This window comes from Thiomicrorhabdus arctica DSM 13458, assembly GCF_000381085.1.
GTDB lineage: Bacteria > Pseudomonadota > Gammaproteobacteria > Thiomicrospirales > Thiomicrospiraceae > Thiomicrorhabdus > Thiomicrorhabdus arctica.
Window position 1 is genome coordinate 1 of record NZ_KB905902.1, and the last position, 20,333, is coordinate 20,333.

The window sequence follows — 20,333 nt, forward strand, 5'->3', positions numbered from 1 at the left end:
TGATCGCTGTCGCATCTTCGGTGATTTGCGCTGGGCTAACACTTAGGCTAACCGTCGTGTTATCTATGCTGTCGACCACGCTTGTGCTCGCCGCCGCTGGGTTGATCAAGACGTTTTCGAAGTTGCCACCGGTGGTTCCGGTAATGGTCGCACTGATCGATGTTGCATCTTCCGCAAAGACGTCACTGTCCGCGGTGATCGCGACTTCTGTGCTGCCTGAGGTTTCACCCGCTGGGATGATGATCTCGGTGCCATCACTTAACGTCACTGTCATCGCGGTTTCGGTCGCGTTATCCACGCTCGCTGTATAGGTGATCGCTGTCGCATCTTCGGTGATTTGCGCTGGGCTAACACTGACGCTCACTGTGGTGGTGTCTACTGTGTCTGTGATCTTGGTCACCGCTGGCGTCGCATCCACTACCAGCTTCTCGAAGTTTCCTCCGGTCGCGCTGGTGATCGCAGCTTGCATTGTGCCTTCATCAAGATAGACGTCGTCACTGGCGGCTACGCTTACCGTGGCTGTTCCTGTTAGCTGACCATCTGTAATGGTGATGCTTTCACCATTGTCTAGCGTGACAACTGTGTCTCCTTGTGAGGCTGAAGTCAGTGTCGCTGTATAAGTAACATCCGCTCCCGCTTCGGTGATATCTGTCGTCGCACTTAAGCTGACGCCTGTGTCATCGATTGTGTCTGTGATTGTTACTGTCGCTGTATCAGAAACATCAATGGCTGAAAACTGGTTACCGCCAGACTGAACAGTTGCACTCAGCAAAAATTCTTCACCGTCCACAAAGACATCATCACTTTGTACTTCAAATGGTGTTGACGTTGCTTCTGTTTGTCCGATTTCAAACGTGATCGTTGCGCCATTGTTTAAAGCAATGACTAATGGCCCATCAGTGGGCGCAACACCTAACGTTGCTGTAACCGTTCCGGTTTGAGAACCTTCTTCTAAACTAATGTCATTTAAAGTAAGGACGGTACTCGCACCAGTGTTTGTTGTCGTTGCCGTCGCCGTCGCCGTTGGATCAGTCGGAGCTAGAAGAGGATCTTGTGGCACCTCTGTGACAATCGAACTTGTCGTCGCGGTTTCAAATCCAGAAGTAATGTCACCTTGAGCAGCAATACGGTCAACGGTAATACCACCATCAGAAGCGCTTCCTGGAATGACACCTTCACCCGCTGCAGTAGCTTCTAGCTCATCAAAGTTACCTTCTAAAACTGCTTGCTGTAAGGCGGCTACATCTACAGCACCTTCTGTTGCGGCATCCAGTACAGAGGCATTATCGGCAACATCACCATCGATAAGCATTTGCGTGTCTCTGCCAAGTGTTAACTGGGTTCCGTTTTGCATATCAATTAAAACACCACCAATCAATGAGGTTTCAATCACTTCTCCATCATAAACAGGGCTGCCTTTTTCCAAAATTCGCGCCTCACCCGTTTCTGGGTTAACCGCACGAACAAGACCTTGAAGGGTAGACACTTCACCAGTAAATGTAGACATAAATATGGACTCCAGTTTTTTGTTTTTTATTGAACACTCAGGCTCAAAGCAATCATGTAAAATTTAATTGATTTAATAATACAAGGCTCTGTTAATTTAAGATACTGTACTTGAGTACAGATTTTCTTTTCTGCGCAGGGCTTAAACTTTGCCAATAGTAGAGCATCAATCACTTTACGACTCGCCAATTCAATCTTTATTGACCACCATAAATAAAATTATCGGCGCCAATAGAGTGTTTGGGTTTATAATAGTGAAAAATGATAACTATTTGATTGATATAGAGGTTTACCATGAATTCTATTACGCCAGCCCTATCAGCAGCTCTTTCACTTCAGCCACAACAAAACCAGATAACCGCTAAAGCCGAATTAAAAATGGAAGAGAAACCGTCTTCTCTAGCGACAGGCAGCGGCAACTCGACCGTCACCCTATCGGAAGACGCGCTCATCCAGTCAAAGAACTCTACAGGTTTAAATACTGCACAAACTGTTCAAAAGGCTATTTCACCAGAAAGTAGAGCCATTGAAAGCAACCAGACCTCATCCGATCTTACCTATGCAGCCAACTTACAAAACGTGACGAGTTCATTTGCACCTAAGGACCCAACCTCAAATGGCTAGAGCAAGCCTCTTTTATTAAAATTGAGTCGCCTATTCCTTCTATAAAATAGGCTCAATAATATTATTTACTCTCTAACATAATTATCACACGTTCTCTCAATACTCCTTCAACATTTGCCAATTGACCACGCCCTTGTAGATAGGTAGACTTAAGTTAACTTAAATAAATACCTTTATTAAAGTTGGACTTTCTCCAAAGTCATATTAAAAGCCACTTGCTAAGGCTTTTAATACATTGCTCCTCAGCGGAAAGACACGGTACGACCAATACTGTGTCTTTTTTTTCATCTGTCAAAAGAGATACAATGACTCACTCTCCTAATCATCGAGGTTTTTATGGACGCTAAACGTAACTATAAACATGGTCATGGTAGTGATGAACAGCATAAACAAGATCAGGCTCTATTCAAGGAACTCCTTGAGAAACACGGTCAATTGAAACGTAGAACGGAAATGCTTACCAATGGTCTCCGTAGCAGAACGACTGCAGCCACCCCAGAACTTGGTCGCATATTACAAGAACATGTGGTCGGCATGAAAAACCGTTTTGGGATGGGCCGCGCAATTCGTTCTTGGGATCCTCTTTTTGCAGCACTTTTTGAATATAAAGATGAAATTAAGATGGAATACCGTAATATTGAGAATGGTGTGGAGGCAATCTTAACCACTGCAAATCCAAAGCTCATTGAATTAATTAGATGTCATGATGAAACTCTACATCGTTATGTGGATCACGGCTTTGAAGCCAGCGGGGAAGAGAGTCCGAAACCGACTTGGTTAAGTTAATAAAATCAGGGCACACTAACGCCAAACTTTTTATGCCCACAGATGCTTGTGCTAATCATTCTTTTTTCGACCTTGAAATAAGACCAAACGTTATGATATAAAGTTATATAGTTAGGTTAAAATATTATCAACGTTTGTACTTTCCACTGATCTCTGTATAGGAAAATGCCATGATTATTATGTGTCCCAACTGCGGTGGCCTGAACCGTGTCCCTGATGAAAAACTCTCAACTCAACCGACTTGTGGTAAATGTAAAAGCAACCTCTTTACGGGTTCTCCAGTAGAAATGACAGGAGAGCAGTTTTTACGTGCATTACAAAAAACCGATCAGCCATTGGTCGTAGATTTTTGGGCACCATGGTGTGGCCCTTGTAAAAGTTTTGCTCCGACCTACAGTAAAGCGGCTGCGCAAATGGAGCCTAAAGCGCGTTTCATTAAAATCAATACCGAAGTTGAGCAACAAATCGGCGCACAGTTTAATATCCGTTCAATTCCGACCTTGGCTATTTTCAAAAATGGTAAAGAGGTCACTAGAGTCTCGGGTGCTATGGACTTAGGAGGCTTTACACAATGGGTCAATCAGAACATTGAGTAAGCAGGTTAATCATGACAAACATCACTTTAATCTTAAGACCTAACCATCCATAAAGCCCTCCCGAAATATATTCAATAAAAAGAGTTATCTGCAAATGGAATTAGGTTCAAGAATACACAAACAATTACTTCTTAAAGGCATTTTAAAAGTCGCCTTTAAAACAGTCACTTTAGGGCTAATCGTAGGCGTACTGCTCATCATTCCAAGTATTTTCAGAGAAAATGCATTTTCTATAGGATTGGCTTATTTAGGGGATGCTGTTATTTTGGGTGCCCTAGGTTATGCTTTTTTTATCGCGTTTAAAAAATACCAAAAAATCATCAAACCGTTTGATGAAATTTATAACAAATAGAGCCACCCAAAGACTAACTTATAGGGAACTCCTGTAAAGAATCTGCTGTAGTGGTTAAACTTACTTAAACCGAGTTCTCATGGCAATCAATGGCACCTTCCACCAACTCAACGATTGACTCCAACAGTGTGCTTTTTCCGAAAGCCTCTGCCACTCCCCTGAACCGATTTGATCGCGTTGTGCATAGAGCATAAAATTCAACTCTTCTACCAATTCTGCAAACTCTGAACTGTCCCCAAAACATTCAACATACCATAGTGACCATTGGCCTAATGACTGCTTAGAAATGTCTTGATGAGGTATTTTTTCTGCGGCAATTTGCGGCCATTTTAAAATCGACCAGGCCTGGTAAGATTGGTTTTGACGCCAGTCGATCAAACCTTGCCACAAAGTATTCACTGAAGTGGCTTGTTTAATGGCTTGCTGCAATCGCCAATTCAACCAGGCTTGCTTTATACTTAACAAACCGATATAAATGGCCAAAACACACAACATGAGCAGCAACCACTCACCAATCCAGACCATCCAGGCTGGCACCGCCAGCACCGTTGTCTTAGGATGCAGAACCACTTCTAGCCTTTCTGTCTGAGGGTTAAAATAGCGCAATTGTAAGGCCGGTAAATCGACCAGACCAGATTCTGTCACCCGATAGGGTAAACGCAGACTTAATATGCTCAACATTCCTTCACGAGTGAAGCTCATACTCGTTTCTCGCGAATCCGATAACCACTCAATCTGCGGATTATGGCCGATTTGGGCCACTAATTGATATGCCACGCTGTTCATATCCGCTTTGGTTAAACCTTTTCCTTGCAACTGCCAAGTCCAATACTGTAAATCACCCGTCGTATGGATCTTATCGATCGGCTCGCTCTGCCACTCAAGGGTCCCAACTGGTACCATTAACGGTAAAAAATTCGGCAGAGGTTTTAAAATCACCGAACTCGGTTTATCAAAGAAATACCAGCGTCTGTTTGAACGGTTTTTTACGACAACGATCGGAGAGTGTAAAAGCACCCTTTGTGGCTCAGAATTTTGCCACTCCGTCACTTCGTAGCTGGCCACTAAGGTCTCGATTTTTGCTGAAGGCGTCTTTGCTTGACTGTTCACGGGTAAGTGCTGCAGATAGGTCGTTACCGATGAATTAATCGCCAGCGCTCTTTGCTCATAAGAGACCTTATGTGCCGTATCGGTTACCTGAACCTCTGCTTTCCAAACTGTCTGCTGGTGGGGGTACAAAGAAGTCATGCTCGTGGAGTTTTTGGTTGAGCTTGGCCCAAACCAATGTATGGAGACTTCCGGATTGGACGTCACTTTTATGTCAATATCCGGCAGAACCATTCTGCCAGCAGTTTGGCCTTGAATTTTTAATAAACCGGCCTGAAAAGGGTACAGCATGACTTTAATGCGTTCAGAGTTAGAGTCAACATCGTACAGCACGAAGTTTTTTTCAAATCGCTGCCAATCTAATCCCGCAAATAAATTAGCTCTATGTTCTCCTACAATCGTGACGGTAACGGGCTCTCCTAACATCACCTCAGTTGGTTTAATACTCAAGGTAATTAAGCGATTCACATCTGCTAAGGCTGGTGTAGAGAAGCTAATGACCTCACTAGTAGGGGCTGATTGCGCGACCGAACACAGTGATGAACTGAGCAGGACAATCAGCACAGGATTCACCACTCTACTCCTCGCTCTAATAGCAGCGACAATCGAGAGCATAAAACGGCTAAGAAAATGGCGTAGTGTGTTGTTCAGTTGCTTTACCATGGCTGAATTCCAGGAATAGGATGGGCTTCTGATTGTGCAGCATGAAAACCGGCTTCTCGCTCAAACATCCGTTTTAAAAGTGTCTTTTGATCATCTTCTAATAACTGCAATTCATACTCAAACTGGTCTGCACGCTTGCGCTGTTGTAAATGATTTAAAATCGCAGTTGCACGACTATCAGAGCCATTAGTACGATTCATAGCCATTTTATCGCTCCCACGTGACAAGCGATAATTCGTTTCATCTCCAGTATTCGGTAAAGGCGTCAAATCACCACTTTTATTACCTTTTGGGGCGTCTCCATCCGTACCAAACCCTGGCTCATTATTATTTGAGGCATTGGGTTTTTGGCCGCCATAAAAAGCCCCTTCACTCTCGCGTCCAGAGCCGCCATCGTCCTCTCCCTCAGCCTTTTTTTCTTTGTCCTGCTGCTGAGCGAGGTCTTCAATGGTTTTGCGTTGCAACGCTAGGCTCAAGTTATGCTCAGCTTTGGTGTAAGCTTTACGATAACGTAGAGCTTGCTGATACGATTCAATGGCCAGGGCCAATAAATTGGTTTGATAATAACTGTTGCCCAAATTAAACAAGGCTTTGGAACGATTTTCATCATCGATTGCTGTCCAAGCTGCTTGCCTAAAATAAGCAATTGCCGATTCAAACTCATTCAACTTATAAGCGGCGGAACCCGCGCCAAACCAACCTGAAAAACTGGAATTTTGATCATATAAAGAGCGTGATAGTTCATAGTTCCCTTCAGTATAAGCACGGTATGCTTCTGAAATCCTCTCAAAAGAATGATGCTCATCAGCCGCGGGAGTTTGCGCAAAACCTGGTTGGGGAAAGCTCTGCAAGAGTAACAACACCAGAGCACCGCTTAATCCTACTAAGCCGTTGATCTCTTTACTAGCCTTTGATTGTAAAAACTGACCCGCAAATGATTTGAAAAGACCCAGTAGATAGAACGCCATTAACAATAAAAGCAGACCTAACAACATAAAAGGCCAAGCGTAATCTCGCCACAGCTGATTTTCCTGCGGTTGTGTTCGACTGGCCGCAGGTAGCGTCATCTCTTTTAAAAGTCTTGTCATAAATTCTTTACTGGCATCTGCGCGTAAATAAACGCCTTGTACGTTTTGCGCCATTTTTTTAAGACTGCTCTCTTCTAAACGGCTTTGCACCAATAAGCCATTGGCATGTAATTTACCTGATTTATGCTCTCTGTCCGGCAACGTGGTGGCGACCGGCTTTCCAACGCCCACCAAAATAATTTTAACGCCGGTATCACTCAATTTTTGCAATTCAGCAAATTTCGATTGCTGGGCACTTTTCGGCAACTCAACGGGTTGCCAAAATTGGGGTGCTCCGTTGGTAAACAACACCATGACCTTCGCCTTACCCGCGGTTTGTGACAGGTGCGTTAACCCGCCAATCACTGCAAGCTCTATACGACTTCCTTGGATCGGCAATAGGCCTGGTTCAAGTAAGTTCAATGAATGACGAAACAGATCGCGATCGTAACTTAATGGACTTACCATAAACGCTTGTCCAGCAAATCCTTGCAGCGCCAAGCGATCTCCCATTTGCAGTTTGAATGACATCGATTCGATCAATGATTTAGCAAATAAAAAACGACTCGGATAAACATCACTGGCATTCATTGATTGCGACAGATCCATTGAGACTAAAATATCCACGCCTTCTCTGCTTTGCAAATCAGGCGCGGAAATCAGACTTCTTGGCCCCGCCAGCGCAATAATCAAGCACAACCAACCCAAGGTGATCAGTCGACTTGGTGAGTTTACAAAAGAACCGATAGAAGCCGCCAAAGACCGGATTGCTCTACGGAGTAGACCCGTTTTGGTCAAAATGGATGAATTCATAGCAGACGTTGCAGTTAAAGAGTCATTTTGCGCCGCTATAGGTGTGTTTTCAGTCGCAATCCACGGCCATAAGTGGCTGTCGGCATAGGCTTGTTGATGTTGTTTCTGGCCAAATTGCTTTAACACCCACCAGAGTATCGGTAATAACAAAGCCCATAACCAATTCGGCGCACGCCAGGCTATATCACCCTGTAAGAATAGGCCGAATACATCAAAGAAATCCTGACTAAAAAAGTCCATTAGTGAACCGCCTGATTGTCAGAAGAAGAACGTAATTTATTCGCCAGCAATAAGCTTAAAAACAGATAACAAAGCAAACTAATGACAGAGATGCTTAAAGGCAAGTCATACAATGCGATATGGCGAGGTGGGCGCGGCGGTGTCTCATAAGGCACACCTTCCGCCTCGTTGATTTTTTGCAACACTCGATTCAAGTCCTGACCGCTGCCTATTTCAAAGTACTGCCCCTGCGTTTCAGATGCAATTGCTTTAAGCGAGTCAGACTCTAAAGGCTGATAAAGAAGCCCCGTGTACAAGCGTTTATCCGCCGCCTGACTATTGGTTCCAACACCAATCGTATAGATGGGAACCTGCAACAGTTGTGCATAATTAATCGCTTCCGAAAGCGCGAGTCGACTTGGCTGACTCAAACCATCACTGATTAATACGACAACGCGTTTAAGTGTGTCCGTTTCCGTTTGTTTAGTTCGTGTCTTTTGAGGGGTCCTACTCGTCTGTTTTAACGCCAAACCTAGAGCCTCACCCATTGCACCGTCGGTACGTCCCGCTAAATAAGGTTTAAGGCGTTTTAAGTTTAACCGAGCCGCGGTTTGATCAGCGGTTAGCGGCATAAGGGTATAGGCTTGTTCAGCATAAATAGCCAAACCAAAACGATTGCCTTCTAGCCCTGAAATAAACTGATCAAGTACGTTTTTAACAACGTTCATACGCGTTTCGGGGTGACCATCAACCTGGTAATCTGGTAATAAAAAGGAAGCTGAACTTTCAATCACAAAGACAATATCGCGAACTGTTTTCTGTTGCGGTAAAGGCGCTAAAGCTTGAATTTTTTCAGGTTGCGCCAAAGCGATGGCGAGGCTCATAATGATAACGCCACGAAGCAAATTCAAACCCATCTTAAGAACCGAAAACCGCCATTTAAGAACTCTTTTAGTAGAACCAACAGACTGCATTTTATGAATAAGTGCATGCTTAACGACAAGTTGTCGCTGTGATTGTAACTGTGTTAAATCATCATTCTGGACGCCTCCAAACACCTGGTTTACACCACTTAAAACCCATAATAGTGGCCATAAAAATAGGAGCCATAACCCTGTCGGATTGGCAAATTCCAAGCCTTCTATCCCGAATAAATTAGATGAAAGAGTAACCAATAGTGCTTCCATTAGGAGTTACCCGTCCTTAAAGTCTTCCATAAGGCCACTAAACGGTTTTTAAAAGAGAGCCAACCGCTACTGGCCCGTAAAATTCGTTCGGCATCATGTAATAAGGCCATATAGGTTTCACGTGAAACAGGCTGTTTTGAAAAACTTAACTGATTAACCCTAGCCAGTAATGAATCTAACTCGGAATGAGCTAAAGAAGTCATTTTAGTTAAATGCTTTGATGCTGGAGAAGATTTTTGGTGAAGTTTCTGCAATTTTAGACACCAGGCGTAAAGTAACCAGGCCTGGTCAAATGTAATCACTTCTTCACTAACCTCGGCATCATCTAATCTTGAGGCCAACCGACGGAGCTGCCAGCGCAAAGCAACAGGTTGATAAAATCGTTGACTAAATTTTAATAAAACCACCAAAGTCAGTAATAGCATTATCACCCACAGTGCATAATCTGTGAACAGCGTCCAGTCAAAGCCAGGTTCTTGCGGGGCTTCAATATCCATTAAATTTAGACCTTGGTTCAGATCTATATTGATAGGGGAGGTCGCGAGTTCAAACATGGGCTCGACGATGGACTCAGAAGGGATCGGCGTTGGCACACTTGCGATACCCGTTGTTGCATTCTGCGTAAAGACAATCTTCTGATCAGTTGGCATAGCGTCCTCCAGCGGAAGATTGATCCTGACCTTGCACCGCTTTCAGCGCAGTGGTCGGATCATCCGCCATGATCACGATAGGATCAACACCTGCTTGTTGAAGGTAGCGATGCAAACGTTGGTGATAACCTTTTGACCAGGCCTGGTAGCTGGTACGTTGCGATTCGGTTGTGAGCTGATGGATGTGTTGATTGGTAATGGATTGCAGTTGTAAACCCTCTACATTAGGCAGTTCAAATTCAACACGGTCTTTTATCACAATGGCTTTCAACATCGCGATTTGCTGCAATGCGGTCAGAATCTCGGTAGTTTTTTGATTGATATCGTGAAAGTCACTAATGAGGATTAAACGCGAACCCGGCTGTATTTGTTGTTTTAAGGCCAGTAAGACATCATTAATATGCGGTTCATTTTTAACCGCTTCTGCAGATAATGAAGGACATGCCACTGCGAAACTCTCCATTAAATGGGAATAGGCGCCTCGGCCTTCGAAACTGGGGGTTAACGTGAACGACTCTGCTAAACGAGCGCCCACTACCGGGATATTGGCTTGTTGCGCCAACCAGGCAAAATAACCGGCAACACGTGATGCCTGCGTGGCTTTTAAACGTACTCGCGTACCAAAACGCATACTTTGCCGGTGGTCAACTAAAATGACCCAGCTTTCCTGACGCTCTTCTTGAAATAACTTAGTATAAACTTGACCCGTTTTCGCCATCAGTCGCCAGTTAATGCGACGAATTTCATCGCCCATCTCATATGGACGACTCTCTTCATACTCCAACCCCGCCCCCATAAAAGGGCTACTTTGCTCACCTTGACGAAGCGCTTCGCTGAGCTTAGGATTCGCCACAATACGCTGGGTAATTAAAGCCAACTCATCTGCAAGCACCACCATTTCGGCTTCCGACAATAGTGGCTGATGCTGAACCGTTCGGGCTTCGACAGCTTTTAAAAAGCCACTCGAAGACAACCAAGCAGAGAAGACCTGTCCGGTTTGGTTAAATAGTTTTTTTAATAAAGAGAGCAGCGACAAATTAAAAAACCTTAACGGATTTGCAACAAGAAGGCTTAAAAGAAGACACTCTTAAGATCGGACTAAACATTTGTTTGCGTCAGAGGTACGGCCACAAGGTCGACAATTTTTTCAATGATTGAATTGGCGGTCCACTGCTGTGCACGCCCGCTAAAACTTATAATTAAACGGTGGCGTAAGACATCTGGTAGCAACTTTAAGACATCATCTGGCGTTACAAAATCACGCCCTTGTAACCAAGCGTATGCACTGGCGGCATGCAACAAAGCAATCGATGCTCGCGGTGAAGCTCCGACTTCAATAATACCTTCTAAAGAAGAGTCTAATTGCCCCAACTTGCGGGTAGCAGCGACTAATGCCACCATATAACGTTCAACGGGTTCTGATACATGCAGCTCTGCCACCTGACGACGCGCATGAATGACGTTATCAGGCGTTAGGAAGTCACTCATTTTTTCCTTATCGCCTCCAAAGTGATGAGAACGATCACGGCGTAAAATTTCGAGCTCTTCGTTTTCGGTAGGATATTCTAATTCCAGATGTAGCATAAATCGATCTAATTGCGCTTCTGGTAAAGGATAAGTACCACTTTGCTCTAATGGGTTTTGCGTCGCCATAACTAAAAACAATTCCGGTAACGGGCGCGTTTGCCCACCTGCCGTCACCTGTTTTTCAGCCATCGCCTCGAGCAAGGCTGACTGCACTTTAGGCGGGGCACGGTTGATTTCATCCGCCAACACAATTTCGTTAAAAATAGGGCCTTTAACAAAACTCAATGCGCCACTATTGACATCCAAGACTTCAGAACCCATCACATCGCCGGGCATTAAATCGGGGGTAAACTGAATACGTTGAAAACTAGCATGCACACCATTCGCCAAAGTTTTAACCGCTGTGGTTTTTGCCAGGCCTGGTGGTCCCTCCAGCAAAACATGTCCACCCGTCAGCAAGGCAATCATCATCTTATCGAGCAAGGCTTCTTGTCCGACAATAACGGTTTGTAAATACTTTTTTAAGGTTTGAAATTCTGCTTGTGTCGACATTCGTTTTCCTATATTTCTACTGATGCTTTAGGGTATATCGTGACTGTTTAAAAGCATCTAAACCAAAATGCCATTACACCATTTTACGATAATGTATTTTTTTATTCAGGTGTTTCTTTTAAAAGTAGCTTCTTGGCGATCAGACCAGTCATTGCCACGAATTCTATGAATATTTTTAAGTAAATGACGGATAAGATAGCAATTAAATCCATCTTCAATCGTTCTCATTTCCTCCAATATCATGCCAATAAGGATAATAACACCCAATTTTTGCACCACTTACTCGCTCATTGATCATGTGCTGCAATATATTCAACCAATTAGTTGAATAGTAAATTTAAAGCCTTATAATTGTCAAGAATAAGGTTACATTTAAATAAGGAATTCACCATGTTATTCAAAAACTCAAAAATAGTTGCGCTCAGCTTCTCATTGTTAGCTGGCTTATTATCTTTCTCAATTCAGACAGTGCAAGCCAAAGAGATGAAGAGCACCTATAACGGGCTGACTGTGAATGCTAATGTGGTGCTCGCTGATGGCAAAACTTTAGCGGATGAAGTCGTGTTATTCATACATGGCACAACGACCCATAATGGCCGTGAAACCTATAAAAGCATCCAAAAACTTTTAGCGGAAAATGGCATTAGCTCAGTCGCACCTAACCTAAGTTTAGACGTGAATGATCGGCATGGTGAAGTGGACTGCACAACGTTGCAAAGCCATACTCATGACGATGCGATGGCTGAGATCGACTTTTGGGTAAAGTGGCTTGCCAAACAAGGCGCAAAATCAATCACTTTAATGGGACATTCTCGTGGTGGGAATCAAACGGCTTGGTATAGCGTTGAACACGATAGCGACTTGATTAAAAAGGTTGTTTTAGTGGCACCGCAAACTTGGTCAAATGCCGCAGAACACAACGATTATGAGAAGAAATATCATGTTGCATTACAGCCGCTCCTAGCGCGTGCTGAAAAACTGGTAAAAGCCGGTAAAGGCGATACGGTCCTGAAGCACGTTAACTTTATCTACTGTAAAGATACCAACGCTACAGCCGAAGCTTTTGTTAGCTATTATCGCGCGGATGAACGTATGGATACACCAACCCTACTGAAAAAAGCCACTAAACCGACCTTGGTCATTATTGGATCGGCGGATAAGGTGGTTGCTGATTTAGCAGAAAAAATGGCAACTGTGAATAACCCGTTGGTCAGCCGTTATATTATCGATGGCTCTAATCATTTCTTTTTAGACTTTTTTTCTGAAGAGCTCGTTGAGCAAGCGGTTGGTTTCATTCAACAATAATCATTCAGAAATAAAAGGCATCGCTGATGGATTCGTGCGAAAGCAATCTAAAATTATGTTTGTTTGAACAGCTTGCCCAAATTGGCAAATCCCTTGGGCACGCTAATCGGCTTCTGATCTTAGATGTTTTGGCACAAGGCTCCTGTCAGGTCGAAGTCTTAAGCTTTAAACTCGGATTGAGTGTTGCAAATGTTTCTAAACATCTACAGCATTTAAAGCAAGCAGGCCTGGTCGTCAATGAAGTACAAGGCACACAGCGCATCTACCAGCTTAGCGATGAAGCCATTGTGCCTTTAATCCAAATCCTACGCCAAATTGCCGAAAATCAAATGGCTGAAGTAGCAAATCTGCTCAACCAAAAACTCCTTCCTCGAGCGCCTTTGATGCCCTTTAATCCTAAAGAGCTCAAGCAAGCGGTGCAAGAAAAAAAAGTGACACTCTTAGATGTCCGTCCCAGCGATGAATATCTAGCCGGTCATATCGATGGCGCGATTAATCTCCCTATTGAATCTTTAGATCACCCTACTACACAGGCTTTAGCCTTCGCACAACTCTCCCAACAAAAACCCATCGTGGTTTACTGTCGTGGCCCATACTGTTTATGGTCTTACGAAGCTGTCGAAAAACTACAAGCCAATGGACACATGGCAAGCCGGATGCCAGAAGGCTATCCTGAGTGGGCCATGCAACAATCTTAAATACTTTTTTATCTTTTTATCCTTTTTTTATCCTTTTTTGAAGCTTGCAAATAATAACGCCTCCCCTACAATTAAACCATTCTGATCGATGCTTAAGGAATCGTTACCGCAATGAACAATTTTAGCTTTAACCAAGGACTTTGTCTCCGCTTCAAACCGCTTGCTCGTCTTTGTACGGCCCTTCTATTCCTGCCATTCAATGCACTCTCTGCAGGAAAGCCGCCCATCTCGGTGATTGCTTATCAGGTACAACAGATCAATCAAACAAACCAGATCAGCGCCTTGGGCAATTTACAAGCCCAAAATGCAGTTCAAGTTGCCGCCAATGTAACGGAAACGATTCAAGCCATTCATTTTGAAGATGGGCAAAACGTGCTCAAAGACCAACTATTAGTCGAGCTGGACAATAGAGAAGAGTTAGCATTACTGGCCGAAGCAAGTGCAACGGTTAACGAAAGTAAACTGCAATATCAACGTGTTAAAGACGTGGTTAGCCGCGGCTCGGTCACTCAATCTCTAGTGGACGAAAAGTATGGAATTTGGCAAACGGCCAAGGCCAATCGGCAGGTTGTTCAAGCGCGATTAGCTGACCGAAGGATTGTTGCCCCTTTTTCTGGTCAACTTGGCTTTAGCAACCTTTCTGTTGGTGCATTAATCACCCCTGGCACGCAAATTGTGAGCTTGGATGATAATAGCGTCATGAAACTGAACCTATTTGTCGCCACCGAATTTTTGTCAGCGCTGAATATTGGGCAAACCGTTATCGTCCGCAGTGCCGCTTTTCCGAATCTAAACTTTCAAGGTCAAATCAGTGCTATTTCGCCACGTTTGGAGCAAAATCTGCGGATGATAAAAGTCATTGCGCTGATTGACAACTCCAAGCGGCAACTTAAAAGTAATATGATGGTTGAGGTGTACATCAATTTACCTGATAAACAACAATTGATTGTTCCTAATACTGCGTTGATTATGCTTGGAGACCACCAGTATATTTATCGCCTAACCAAACAAAACAATGTATATCAGGCCGAAAAAATAGAGGTACAGACCGGTGAGGTGGGTGAAACTTATACCGAAATCACCACGGGGCTGAACGCGGGCGATATAGTGGTCAGCCAAGGTGTGATGCGGGTGAAACATAAAGCCCGTGTGCAGATTAAAGCGTTACAAGGCAGCATGCTTCAAGAAGAGCTATTACAAGCAAACCCTAAGTCTGCCGTCAAAATTACAGTTTCGTTGCCAGAAAAAAAACCTTTGAGTCTTATTAACACTCCTTTTTCTAACGTTCTGCAGGCCTCTTGACGATGTGGTTATCCGATACTGCGGTTAAGCGTCCGATTCTCGCTATCGTTGCCTCTTTACTATTATTGGCGTTTGGCTTAATGGCCTTCGACCGTATGAGTTTGCGTGAATATCCGAATATCGACCCGCCGATTGTCAGTATTAACACGAGTTATTTAGGTGCATCATCCGAAGTCGTTGAAAGCCGTCTAACCAAACCGATTGAAAACCTTATTTCCGGTGTCCCTGGTATTCTTTTTATTGAATCCAGCTCCAGTGACGGCCTCTCCTATATTAAAATTGAATTTTCGACCGAGCGTAACATTGATGATGCCGCCAATGATGTGCGAGATCGTATCTCGCGTATTCTCGATGATTTACCGACTCAAGCGACCACTCCAGAAGTCGAAAAAGTCGACGGTGATGAAAGCGTTATTCTCTGGTTTAACCTCAATAGCGATCAGATGAATGTGTCTCAACTGACCGATTACGCCACACGTTATCTAGTCGATCGTTTTTCGACTCTGAATGGCGTCGCTCGTGTTCGCATCGGTGGGGAACAATCTTATGCTTTGCGTATTTGGCTTAACCCACAGCAGATGGCCCTCTATGGCATCAGCACTCAAGACGTTGAACACCAACTGCAAACCGCCAATCTGGAGTTGCCCATTGGTTCTGTGCAAGGTGAACACATACTGTATAGCTTGCAGGTCAATAAACCCCTAAGCACGATCAATGATTTTCGAAACCTGATTATCAAACAGAACGAACAGATCGGCCAAGTGAAACTGTCGGAAATCGCCGAAGTAAAATTAGGCGCCATCGAACGTCGCCGTTTATTTAGAGGCAATGGCCAGCCTATGGTCGGCATTGGTATCATCAAACAATCCAATGCGAATACATTAACGGTTGCGAAACTGGCGCGTGAACGTCGTGACTTAGTGAATCAGGATTTGCCTGCAGGCATGTTTTTGGCAGAAAGTTTTGACTCCTCAATATTTGTCCAACAAGCGGTTAATGAAGTCTATAAAACCCTATTTATCGCCCTTGGTTTAGTTTCGCTGGTCATGCTGATATTCTTAAAAAGCTGGCGAGCCGCTTTAGTGCCCATGGTGACACTCCCCATCTCACTGATTGCCACTTTTGGCGTGTTATGGGCATTAGGATTTTCCATCAACTTGCTAACCCTTTTGGCGCTGGTTTTGGCGATTGGCCTGGTGGTTGACGATGCCATTGTCGTCCTGGAAAACACCCAGCGCCATATAGACAAGGGTTATCCACCGATTGCGGCCGCTTACTTGGGGACTCGACAAGTGGGTTTTGCCGTAATCGCAACCACACTAACACTCATCGCGGTTTTTCTGCCTATTGCTTTTTTAGAAGGTCAGATTGGCCGATTATTTTCAGAATTCGCGATTACCTTAGCGGTCGCGGTCATTTTCTCTAGCTGGGTGGCTTTGACGCTTTCACCGGCCATTGCCGCTTACATTTTAAAACCGACCAGAGCCTTAAAAACAATAATTCCAGCTGCCAGCACTGAAAAGCCTAAATCCAAAACTAAATTAAATAGACCGCCACACTTTTTCAAACGCTTACTCCTCAAAAATCTGCGTTATCCCTGGGTGAGCCTTTTAATTTTTATCGGTGTCAGCGTGGCCACGGTACAGTTTGCACAACAAGTTCCACAAGAGTATGTGCCTAAAGAAGATCGCGGAGTGTTTTTTGTTTCTATAAAAGGCCCAGAAGGTGCAACCTTTGAGTATATGCAAAGCTATCTCAATGAAATCGAAGAACGCTTGATGCCTTTGGTCGAAAGCGGTGAAGCGAAACGCCTACTGATTCGTAGCCCGCGTTCCTTCAGCAATACCGAAGTCTTTAACAGTGGTTTTGTCATCGTGGTATTAGAAGACTGGGCCAAACGCCGTCCGGCAAATGCCATTATGCAAGAGACTCGTAAATTATTAGCCGATTTAACGGGCGTTAAAGCCACACCTATTATGCGTTCGCCGATTGGTGGTCGGGTAGAAAAACCTGTGCAATTTGTGGTTGGCGGATCAAGTTACCAAGATTTACTAAAGTGGCAAGGCATGCTAGATGAGGCGATTCAAAAGAGCAATCCAGGCCTGGTCGGTTTAGATTGGGACTATGAACCTAGCAAACCTCAGTTGAAAATAAGCGTCAATTACGCGAAAGCCAAAGCTCTGGGCATCTCACAGCAATCTTTGGCCGAAACCTTGCAGGTTTTAGTCGGCAGTAAGAAAGTCACAACCTTTCAATACAAAGGCGAAGAGTATGACATTCTTATGAAAGCCGACCATAAATGGATTCAATCCCCACAAGATTTACAGCAGATCTATCTACGCTCAGAAACCAGCAATGAGATGATACCCCTTTCCGCTATCAGTGACATTTCAACGGCGGGCGTTGCTTCTAGCCTAAACCGCTATAATCGTGTGCGTTCAATGACCCTCTCTGCAAACCTGGAGGATGATTTAAGTTTAGCAAAGGCATTGAACTACTTAAAAACGGTTACTCGGTCAACCTTGCCCAGTGATGCTATCATTGACTACAAAGGCCAATCACGCGATTTCCAAACGGCCTCAAATTCTTTCTATTGGGTGTTTGCTTTAGGTCTGGTGGTCATTTTTTTGGTCTTATCGGCACAGTTTGAAAGCTTCCTTCACCCCTTCGTTATTCTGTTTACGGTACCATTAGCATTGGCAGGAGGGTTATTCGCTTTACTTTCATTTAATATGAGTCTCAACATATACAGCCAAATTGCACTCGTGCTGTTACTCGGCTTAGCCACTAAAAACGGAATCTTGATTGTTGAGTTTACCAACCAACTGCGCGATAAAGGTCTAAAACCCTATCACGCTTTAATCTCCGCCACCCAACTTCGCTTGCGCCCGATTTTAATGACTGCCATCACCACAATAGCGGGCACACTGCCGCTCATTTTCTCCACGGGTGCAGGCTCAGAAACGCGGATTATATTGGGCACAGTTTTATTTTGGGGCGTGGCTTTCTCTACACTATTAAGCCTTTTTATTATCCCCAGTGCCTATGCATTGCTGGCCAAAAATAGTGGTTCTCCACTGGCTTCCACTCATGCATTAGAGAAGGCATTAAAAGAGACCGTTTCCATCTCAAAATAAACTTACGGGAATAGGAACTGCCCCCTCCTTTACCTCTCCCTATCACCCATAAATTTGCGGCTCTCGCTAAGATATTGAGTGAACAGGACCCTTATAAATCCACTAAAATTGTAATCTCTTTCAAATCCTTACTTCTAGAGGTTATACTGTAATGCAGTCTGTAAAAAACAGCCTAACAGTACATTTAGAAGAAATTAAAAGGTATACACTTGTCCCTTACTGACTCGATTATAAAAACGTTTTCTACTCTACTACTGGCAATAGGACTGCTATTCAGCCAGCAGCTAAAAGCCGATGAAACCGACTATAAACAGGCTTTAAAGCTATTTAATGACAAGCAATATGATTCGGCTTATCAAGCCTTTACTAAATTAGTCGAATCAGATTATGGTTCAATTAAGTACAACTTTCTTTTAGCTCGATCTGCTACCCTAACTAACCGTCTCGATGAAGCGATTATTGTTTACGAACGGATTTTAATCCTCAGCCCAAACAATACGCGCAGTAAGTTAGAGCTGGGTAAACTGCATTACCAACAGGCAAGCTATACCCTCTCAGAGTCTTATTTCAAATCGGCTTTACGGGATAATGTGCCGTTGCAAGTCGAAGAAAATATTCAATTGTTTCTCGCTAAAATCAAGAAAACCCAAAACAAATCCTCATTAACCGGTGTTTTAATCGTCGGTATCGGACATGACACAAACGCCAACAGCGCACCTTATGCTGACTCATGGTATGCACCCGGGCTTAAAGACTTGTTTGGTGGTGATGGTATAGCTTATAAAAACACCAAAGAAGTTACAAATAACTTCCACCAGGAAACGGCCGTCATTAACCACTATTACGATGCGACTGACGAATACGGCTTTGGCATTAAAAACAATTTACTTTTGTATTCAAAAAGCTTGCCTGGCGAGAGTGACTACAATATTTTATTCACACGTTATACCCCTTCTCTTATTTTCGCTATTGAAGATTACACACTAGAGACTGCTCTTGAATATAACTATATGCATTACGGACCAGACCCTTACTTACAAAGTTACGGTATCGCTCCAAAGATTGCATTCAACTCGCAACTGCTTGGCAACATTTCGACTCAGTTAAAAGTTCTTAAAAAGCAATACCAGCAAACAGCTGACCAAGAAAGAGATGCGTTGTATACTGAATTGAATATTCAGTATCAGAAACTGATCGGCTCAAAATTTTCATTGAGTATAAATACAATACTTCAGAAGGAACGAAAAAACTCGGGTAATCGATACGATGTGGACTATGACAGCATTAGCTTGCTGATCGCTGCAAACTATGAGTTATCACAAGGTTGGCGTTTAGGCGGCAGTGCCGGCATTAAAGAAACCGCTTATATTGACAATAACCCATTGTTTTTGGATCGTCGTCAAGACAGTCATCGTCAACTGGCTTTAAGTGCTACTAAACGTGTCAGTAAAAGTCTCTCGGCTCAAATTAGTGCATCACGTACCCTCAATGAATCGAACCAAGAACCCTACGCATACGATAAAGATGTCGTAACGCTTAATTTAATTAAACGCTTTTAGAGGTTGACGAACATGAAATATTTAATTCTTTTAATGACCCTCTTTTTTAGCCTTGAGTCATTCGCTTCCATAGGCACTATTACAGCGTTTAAAGGCTCTGCGACGATTGACCGTCATCAACTCATAATCCCGATTAAAATTGGCAGCACGATAGACACGACAGATATCATTCACACCAGCGACAAGACTTTATTACAAATTATTTTTAGCGATAAAACCGCTGTGACTTTAGGGGCCAATACACAGTTTTCAGTTCAAGCATATCAATTTGGAAATGCCGACAATTCCAAGGCTGCATTTAGCCTAACTAAAGGTTTTTTTAAATCTGTGTCCGGTAAAATTGGTAAATTAGCACCACAGCGCTTTAAAATCAAAACCCCAACAGCGACTATTGGCATCCGTGGTACCACCTACAGTATTCAAGCCAATCCAGATGAGACGATTCTCAAAACCTTTAAAGGTGAAACCTACCTAATCGCTAATATTTCCGGTATTTCATACAGCGTCGCTCAAAACAAACAACTGGTCTTCAACCATATCACCCAAGAAGCCAAAGTCAGTACCCTTAAAGCCTCTGAAGTTGTCATCACGAACCAAGCAGCCAGCAAATCGAAGTCTGATTCAAAGTCTGATTCAAAGTCTGATTCCAAGTCTGATTCCAAGTCTGATTCCAAGTCTGATTC

The 20,333-nt window shown here is 43.7% G+C and carries 17 protein-coding genes; 10 read left to right on the forward strand and 7 right to left on the reverse strand.

Annotated features, from left to right (window positions below; translation table 11 throughout):
- Positions 1-1,507, reverse strand: a 1,507-nt coding sequence (locus F612_RS12620) for a retention module-containing protein (RefSeq protein ID WP_019557737.1), incomplete at its 3' end; no start/stop codon positions are given.
- Positions 1,508-1,800: 293 nt separating this feature from the next.
- Here F612_RS12620 and F612_RS0110565 point away from each other — a divergent pair.
- The 4 genes from F612_RS0110565 (at position 1,801) to F612_RS0110580 (ending at position 3,864) form a co-directional block, all read left to right on the forward strand.
- Entirely contained in the window at positions 1,801-2,130 is a 330-nt protein-coding gene (locus tag F612_RS0110565) for a hypothetical protein (protein ID WP_019557739.1), read from the forward strand.
- A gap of 336 nt (positions 2,131-2,466) precedes the next feature.
- Positions 2,467-2,916 (forward strand): hypothetical protein, encoded by a 450-nt coding sequence (locus F612_RS0110570; protein WP_019557740.1) that lies wholly within the window; start codon positions 2,467-2,469, stop codon positions 2,914-2,916.
- 170 nt (positions 2,917-3,086) lie between these two features.
- On the forward strand, positions 3,087-3,512 hold the full coding sequence (gene trxC / locus F612_RS0110575) for a thioredoxin TrxC (RefSeq protein ID WP_019557741.1): 426 nt from the start codon (positions 3,087-3,089) through the stop codon (positions 3,510-3,512).
- A 94-nt stretch (positions 3,513-3,606) separates the two neighbouring features.
- A complete protein-coding gene (locus F612_RS0110580; RefSeq protein WP_019557742.1) occupies positions 3,607-3,864 on the forward strand; it encodes a hypothetical protein in 258 nt (85 codons plus the stop codon).
- A gap of 60 nt (positions 3,865-3,924) precedes the next feature.
- On the opposite strand, the gene F612_RS0110585 is transcribed toward F612_RS0110580, so the two are convergent.
- From F612_RS0110585 to F612_RS0110610, 6 genes are all read right to left on the reverse strand, one after another.
- Positions 3,925-5,634 carry a hypothetical protein gene (locus F612_RS0110585; RefSeq protein WP_157760547.1) on the reverse strand — a complete coding sequence of 570 codons (1,710 nt, stop codon included), beginning with the start codon at positions 5,632-5,634 and terminating at the stop codon, positions 3,925-3,927.
- Positions 5,628-7,754: a VWA domain-containing protein gene (locus F612_RS0110590; protein WP_019557744.1), complete on the reverse strand. Its 2,127-nt coding sequence runs from the start codon at positions 7,752-7,754 to the stop codon at positions 5,628-5,630. Before F612_RS0110590 ends, F612_RS0110585 begins: the two co-directional genes overlap by 7 nt.
- Complete coding sequence (locus tag F612_RS0110595; RefSeq protein WP_019557745.1) at positions 7,754-8,920, reverse strand: vWA domain-containing protein; 1,167 nt, start codon at positions 8,918-8,920, stop codon at positions 7,754-7,756. The genes F612_RS0110590 and F612_RS0110595 overlap by 1 nt, the downstream gene beginning before the upstream one ends.
- Complete coding sequence (locus F612_RS0110600; protein WP_019557746.1) at positions 8,920-9,570, reverse strand: hypothetical protein; 651 nt, start codon at positions 9,568-9,570, stop codon at positions 8,920-8,922. Before F612_RS0110600 ends, F612_RS0110595 begins: the two co-directional genes overlap by 1 nt.
- Positions 9,560-10,606 carry a DUF58 domain-containing protein gene (locus F612_RS0110605; protein WP_019557747.1) on the reverse strand — a complete coding sequence of 349 codons (1,047 nt, stop codon included), beginning with the start codon at positions 10,604-10,606 and terminating at the stop codon, positions 9,560-9,562. Before F612_RS0110605 ends, F612_RS0110600 begins: the two co-directional genes overlap by 11 nt.
- A gap of 62 nt (positions 10,607-10,668) precedes the next feature.
- Complete coding sequence (locus F612_RS0110610; RefSeq protein ID WP_019557748.1) at positions 10,669-11,649, reverse strand: AAA family ATPase; 981 nt, start codon at positions 11,647-11,649, stop codon at positions 10,669-10,671.
- Between the two features lie 390 nt (positions 11,650-12,039).
- Here F612_RS0110610 and F612_RS0110620 point away from each other — a divergent pair, with 390 nt between their 5' ends.
- The 6 genes from F612_RS0110620 to F612_RS12625 form a co-directional block, all read left to right on the forward strand.
- Positions 12,040-12,954, forward strand: a complete 915-nt coding sequence (locus F612_RS0110620) for an alpha/beta hydrolase (protein ID WP_019557750.1) — start codon at positions 12,040-12,042, stop codon at positions 12,952-12,954.
- A 26-nt stretch (positions 12,955-12,980) separates the two neighbouring features.
- On the forward strand, positions 12,981-13,652 hold the full coding sequence (locus tag F612_RS0110625; RefSeq protein WP_019557751.1) for an ArsR/SmtB family transcription factor: 672 nt from the start codon (positions 12,981-12,983) through the stop codon (positions 13,650-13,652).
- 111 nt (positions 13,653-13,763) lie between these two features.
- A complete protein-coding gene (locus F612_RS0110630) occupies positions 13,764-14,954 on the forward strand; it encodes an efflux RND transporter periplasmic adaptor subunit (protein WP_019557752.1) in 1,191 nt (396 codons plus the stop codon).
- Positions 14,955-14,956: 2 nt separating this feature from the next.
- Positions 14,957-18,091: an efflux RND transporter permease subunit gene (locus F612_RS0110635; protein ID WP_019557753.1), complete on the forward strand. Its 3,135-nt coding sequence runs from the start codon at positions 14,957-14,959 to the stop codon at positions 18,089-18,091.
- A gap of 209 nt (positions 18,092-18,300) precedes the next feature.
- The gene (locus tag F612_RS0110640; RefSeq protein ID WP_019557754.1) at positions 18,301-19,650 is read left to right on the forward strand and encodes a tetratricopeptide repeat protein; all 1,350 of its coding nucleotides are present in this window, start codon (positions 18,301-18,303) and stop codon (positions 19,648-19,650) included.
- A 12-nt stretch (positions 19,651-19,662) separates the two neighbouring features.
- On the forward strand, positions 19,663-20,333 hold a 671-nt coding region (locus tag F612_RS12625; RefSeq protein WP_019557755.1), incomplete at its 3' end, for a FecR family protein.

Bases quoted from the DNA above. Each gene is read 5' to 3' on its own strand.
- F612_RS0110565 (WP_019557739.1), top strand. From the start codon at position 1,801: ATGAATTCTATTACGCCAGCCCTATCAGCAGCTCTTTCACTTCAGCCA.
- F612_RS0110570 (WP_019557740.1), top strand. From the start codon at position 2,467: ATGGACGCTAAACGTAACTATAAACATGGTCATGGTAGTGATGAACAG.
- trxC (WP_019557741.1), top strand. From the start codon at position 3,087: ATGATTATTATGTGTCCCAACTGCGGTGGCCTGAACCGTGTCCCTGAT.
- F612_RS0110580 (WP_019557742.1), top strand. From the start codon at position 3,607: ATGGAATTAGGTTCAAGAATACACAAACAATTACTTCTTAAAGGCATT.
- F612_RS0110585 (WP_157760547.1), bottom strand. From the start codon at position 5,634: ATGGTAAAGCAACTGAACAACACACTACGCCATTTTCTTAGCCGTTTT.
- F612_RS0110590 (WP_019557744.1), bottom strand. From the start codon at position 7,754: ATGGACTTTTTTAGTCAGGATTTCTTTGATGTATTCGGCCTATTCTTA.
- F612_RS0110595 (WP_019557745.1), bottom strand. From the start codon at position 8,920: ATGGAAGCACTATTGGTTACTCTTTCATCTAATTTATTCGGGATAGAA.
- F612_RS0110600 (WP_019557746.1), bottom strand. From the start codon at position 9,570: ATGCCAACTGATCAGAAGATTGTCTTTACGCAGAATGCAACAACGGGT.
- F612_RS0110610 (WP_019557748.1), bottom strand. From the start codon at position 11,649: ATGTCGACACAAGCAGAATTTCAAACCTTAAAAAAGTATTTACAAACC.
- F612_RS0110620 (WP_019557750.1), top strand. From the start codon at position 12,040: ATGTTATTCAAAAACTCAAAAATAGTTGCGCTCAGCTTCTCATTGTTA.
- F612_RS0110625 (WP_019557751.1), top strand. From the start codon at position 12,981: ATGGATTCGTGCGAAAGCAATCTAAAATTATGTTTGTTTGAACAGCTT.
- F612_RS0110630 (WP_019557752.1), top strand. From the start codon at position 13,764: ATGAACAATTTTAGCTTTAACCAAGGACTTTGTCTCCGCTTCAAACCG.
- F612_RS0110635 (WP_019557753.1), top strand. From the start codon at position 14,957: ATGTGGTTATCCGATACTGCGGTTAAGCGTCCGATTCTCGCTATCGTT.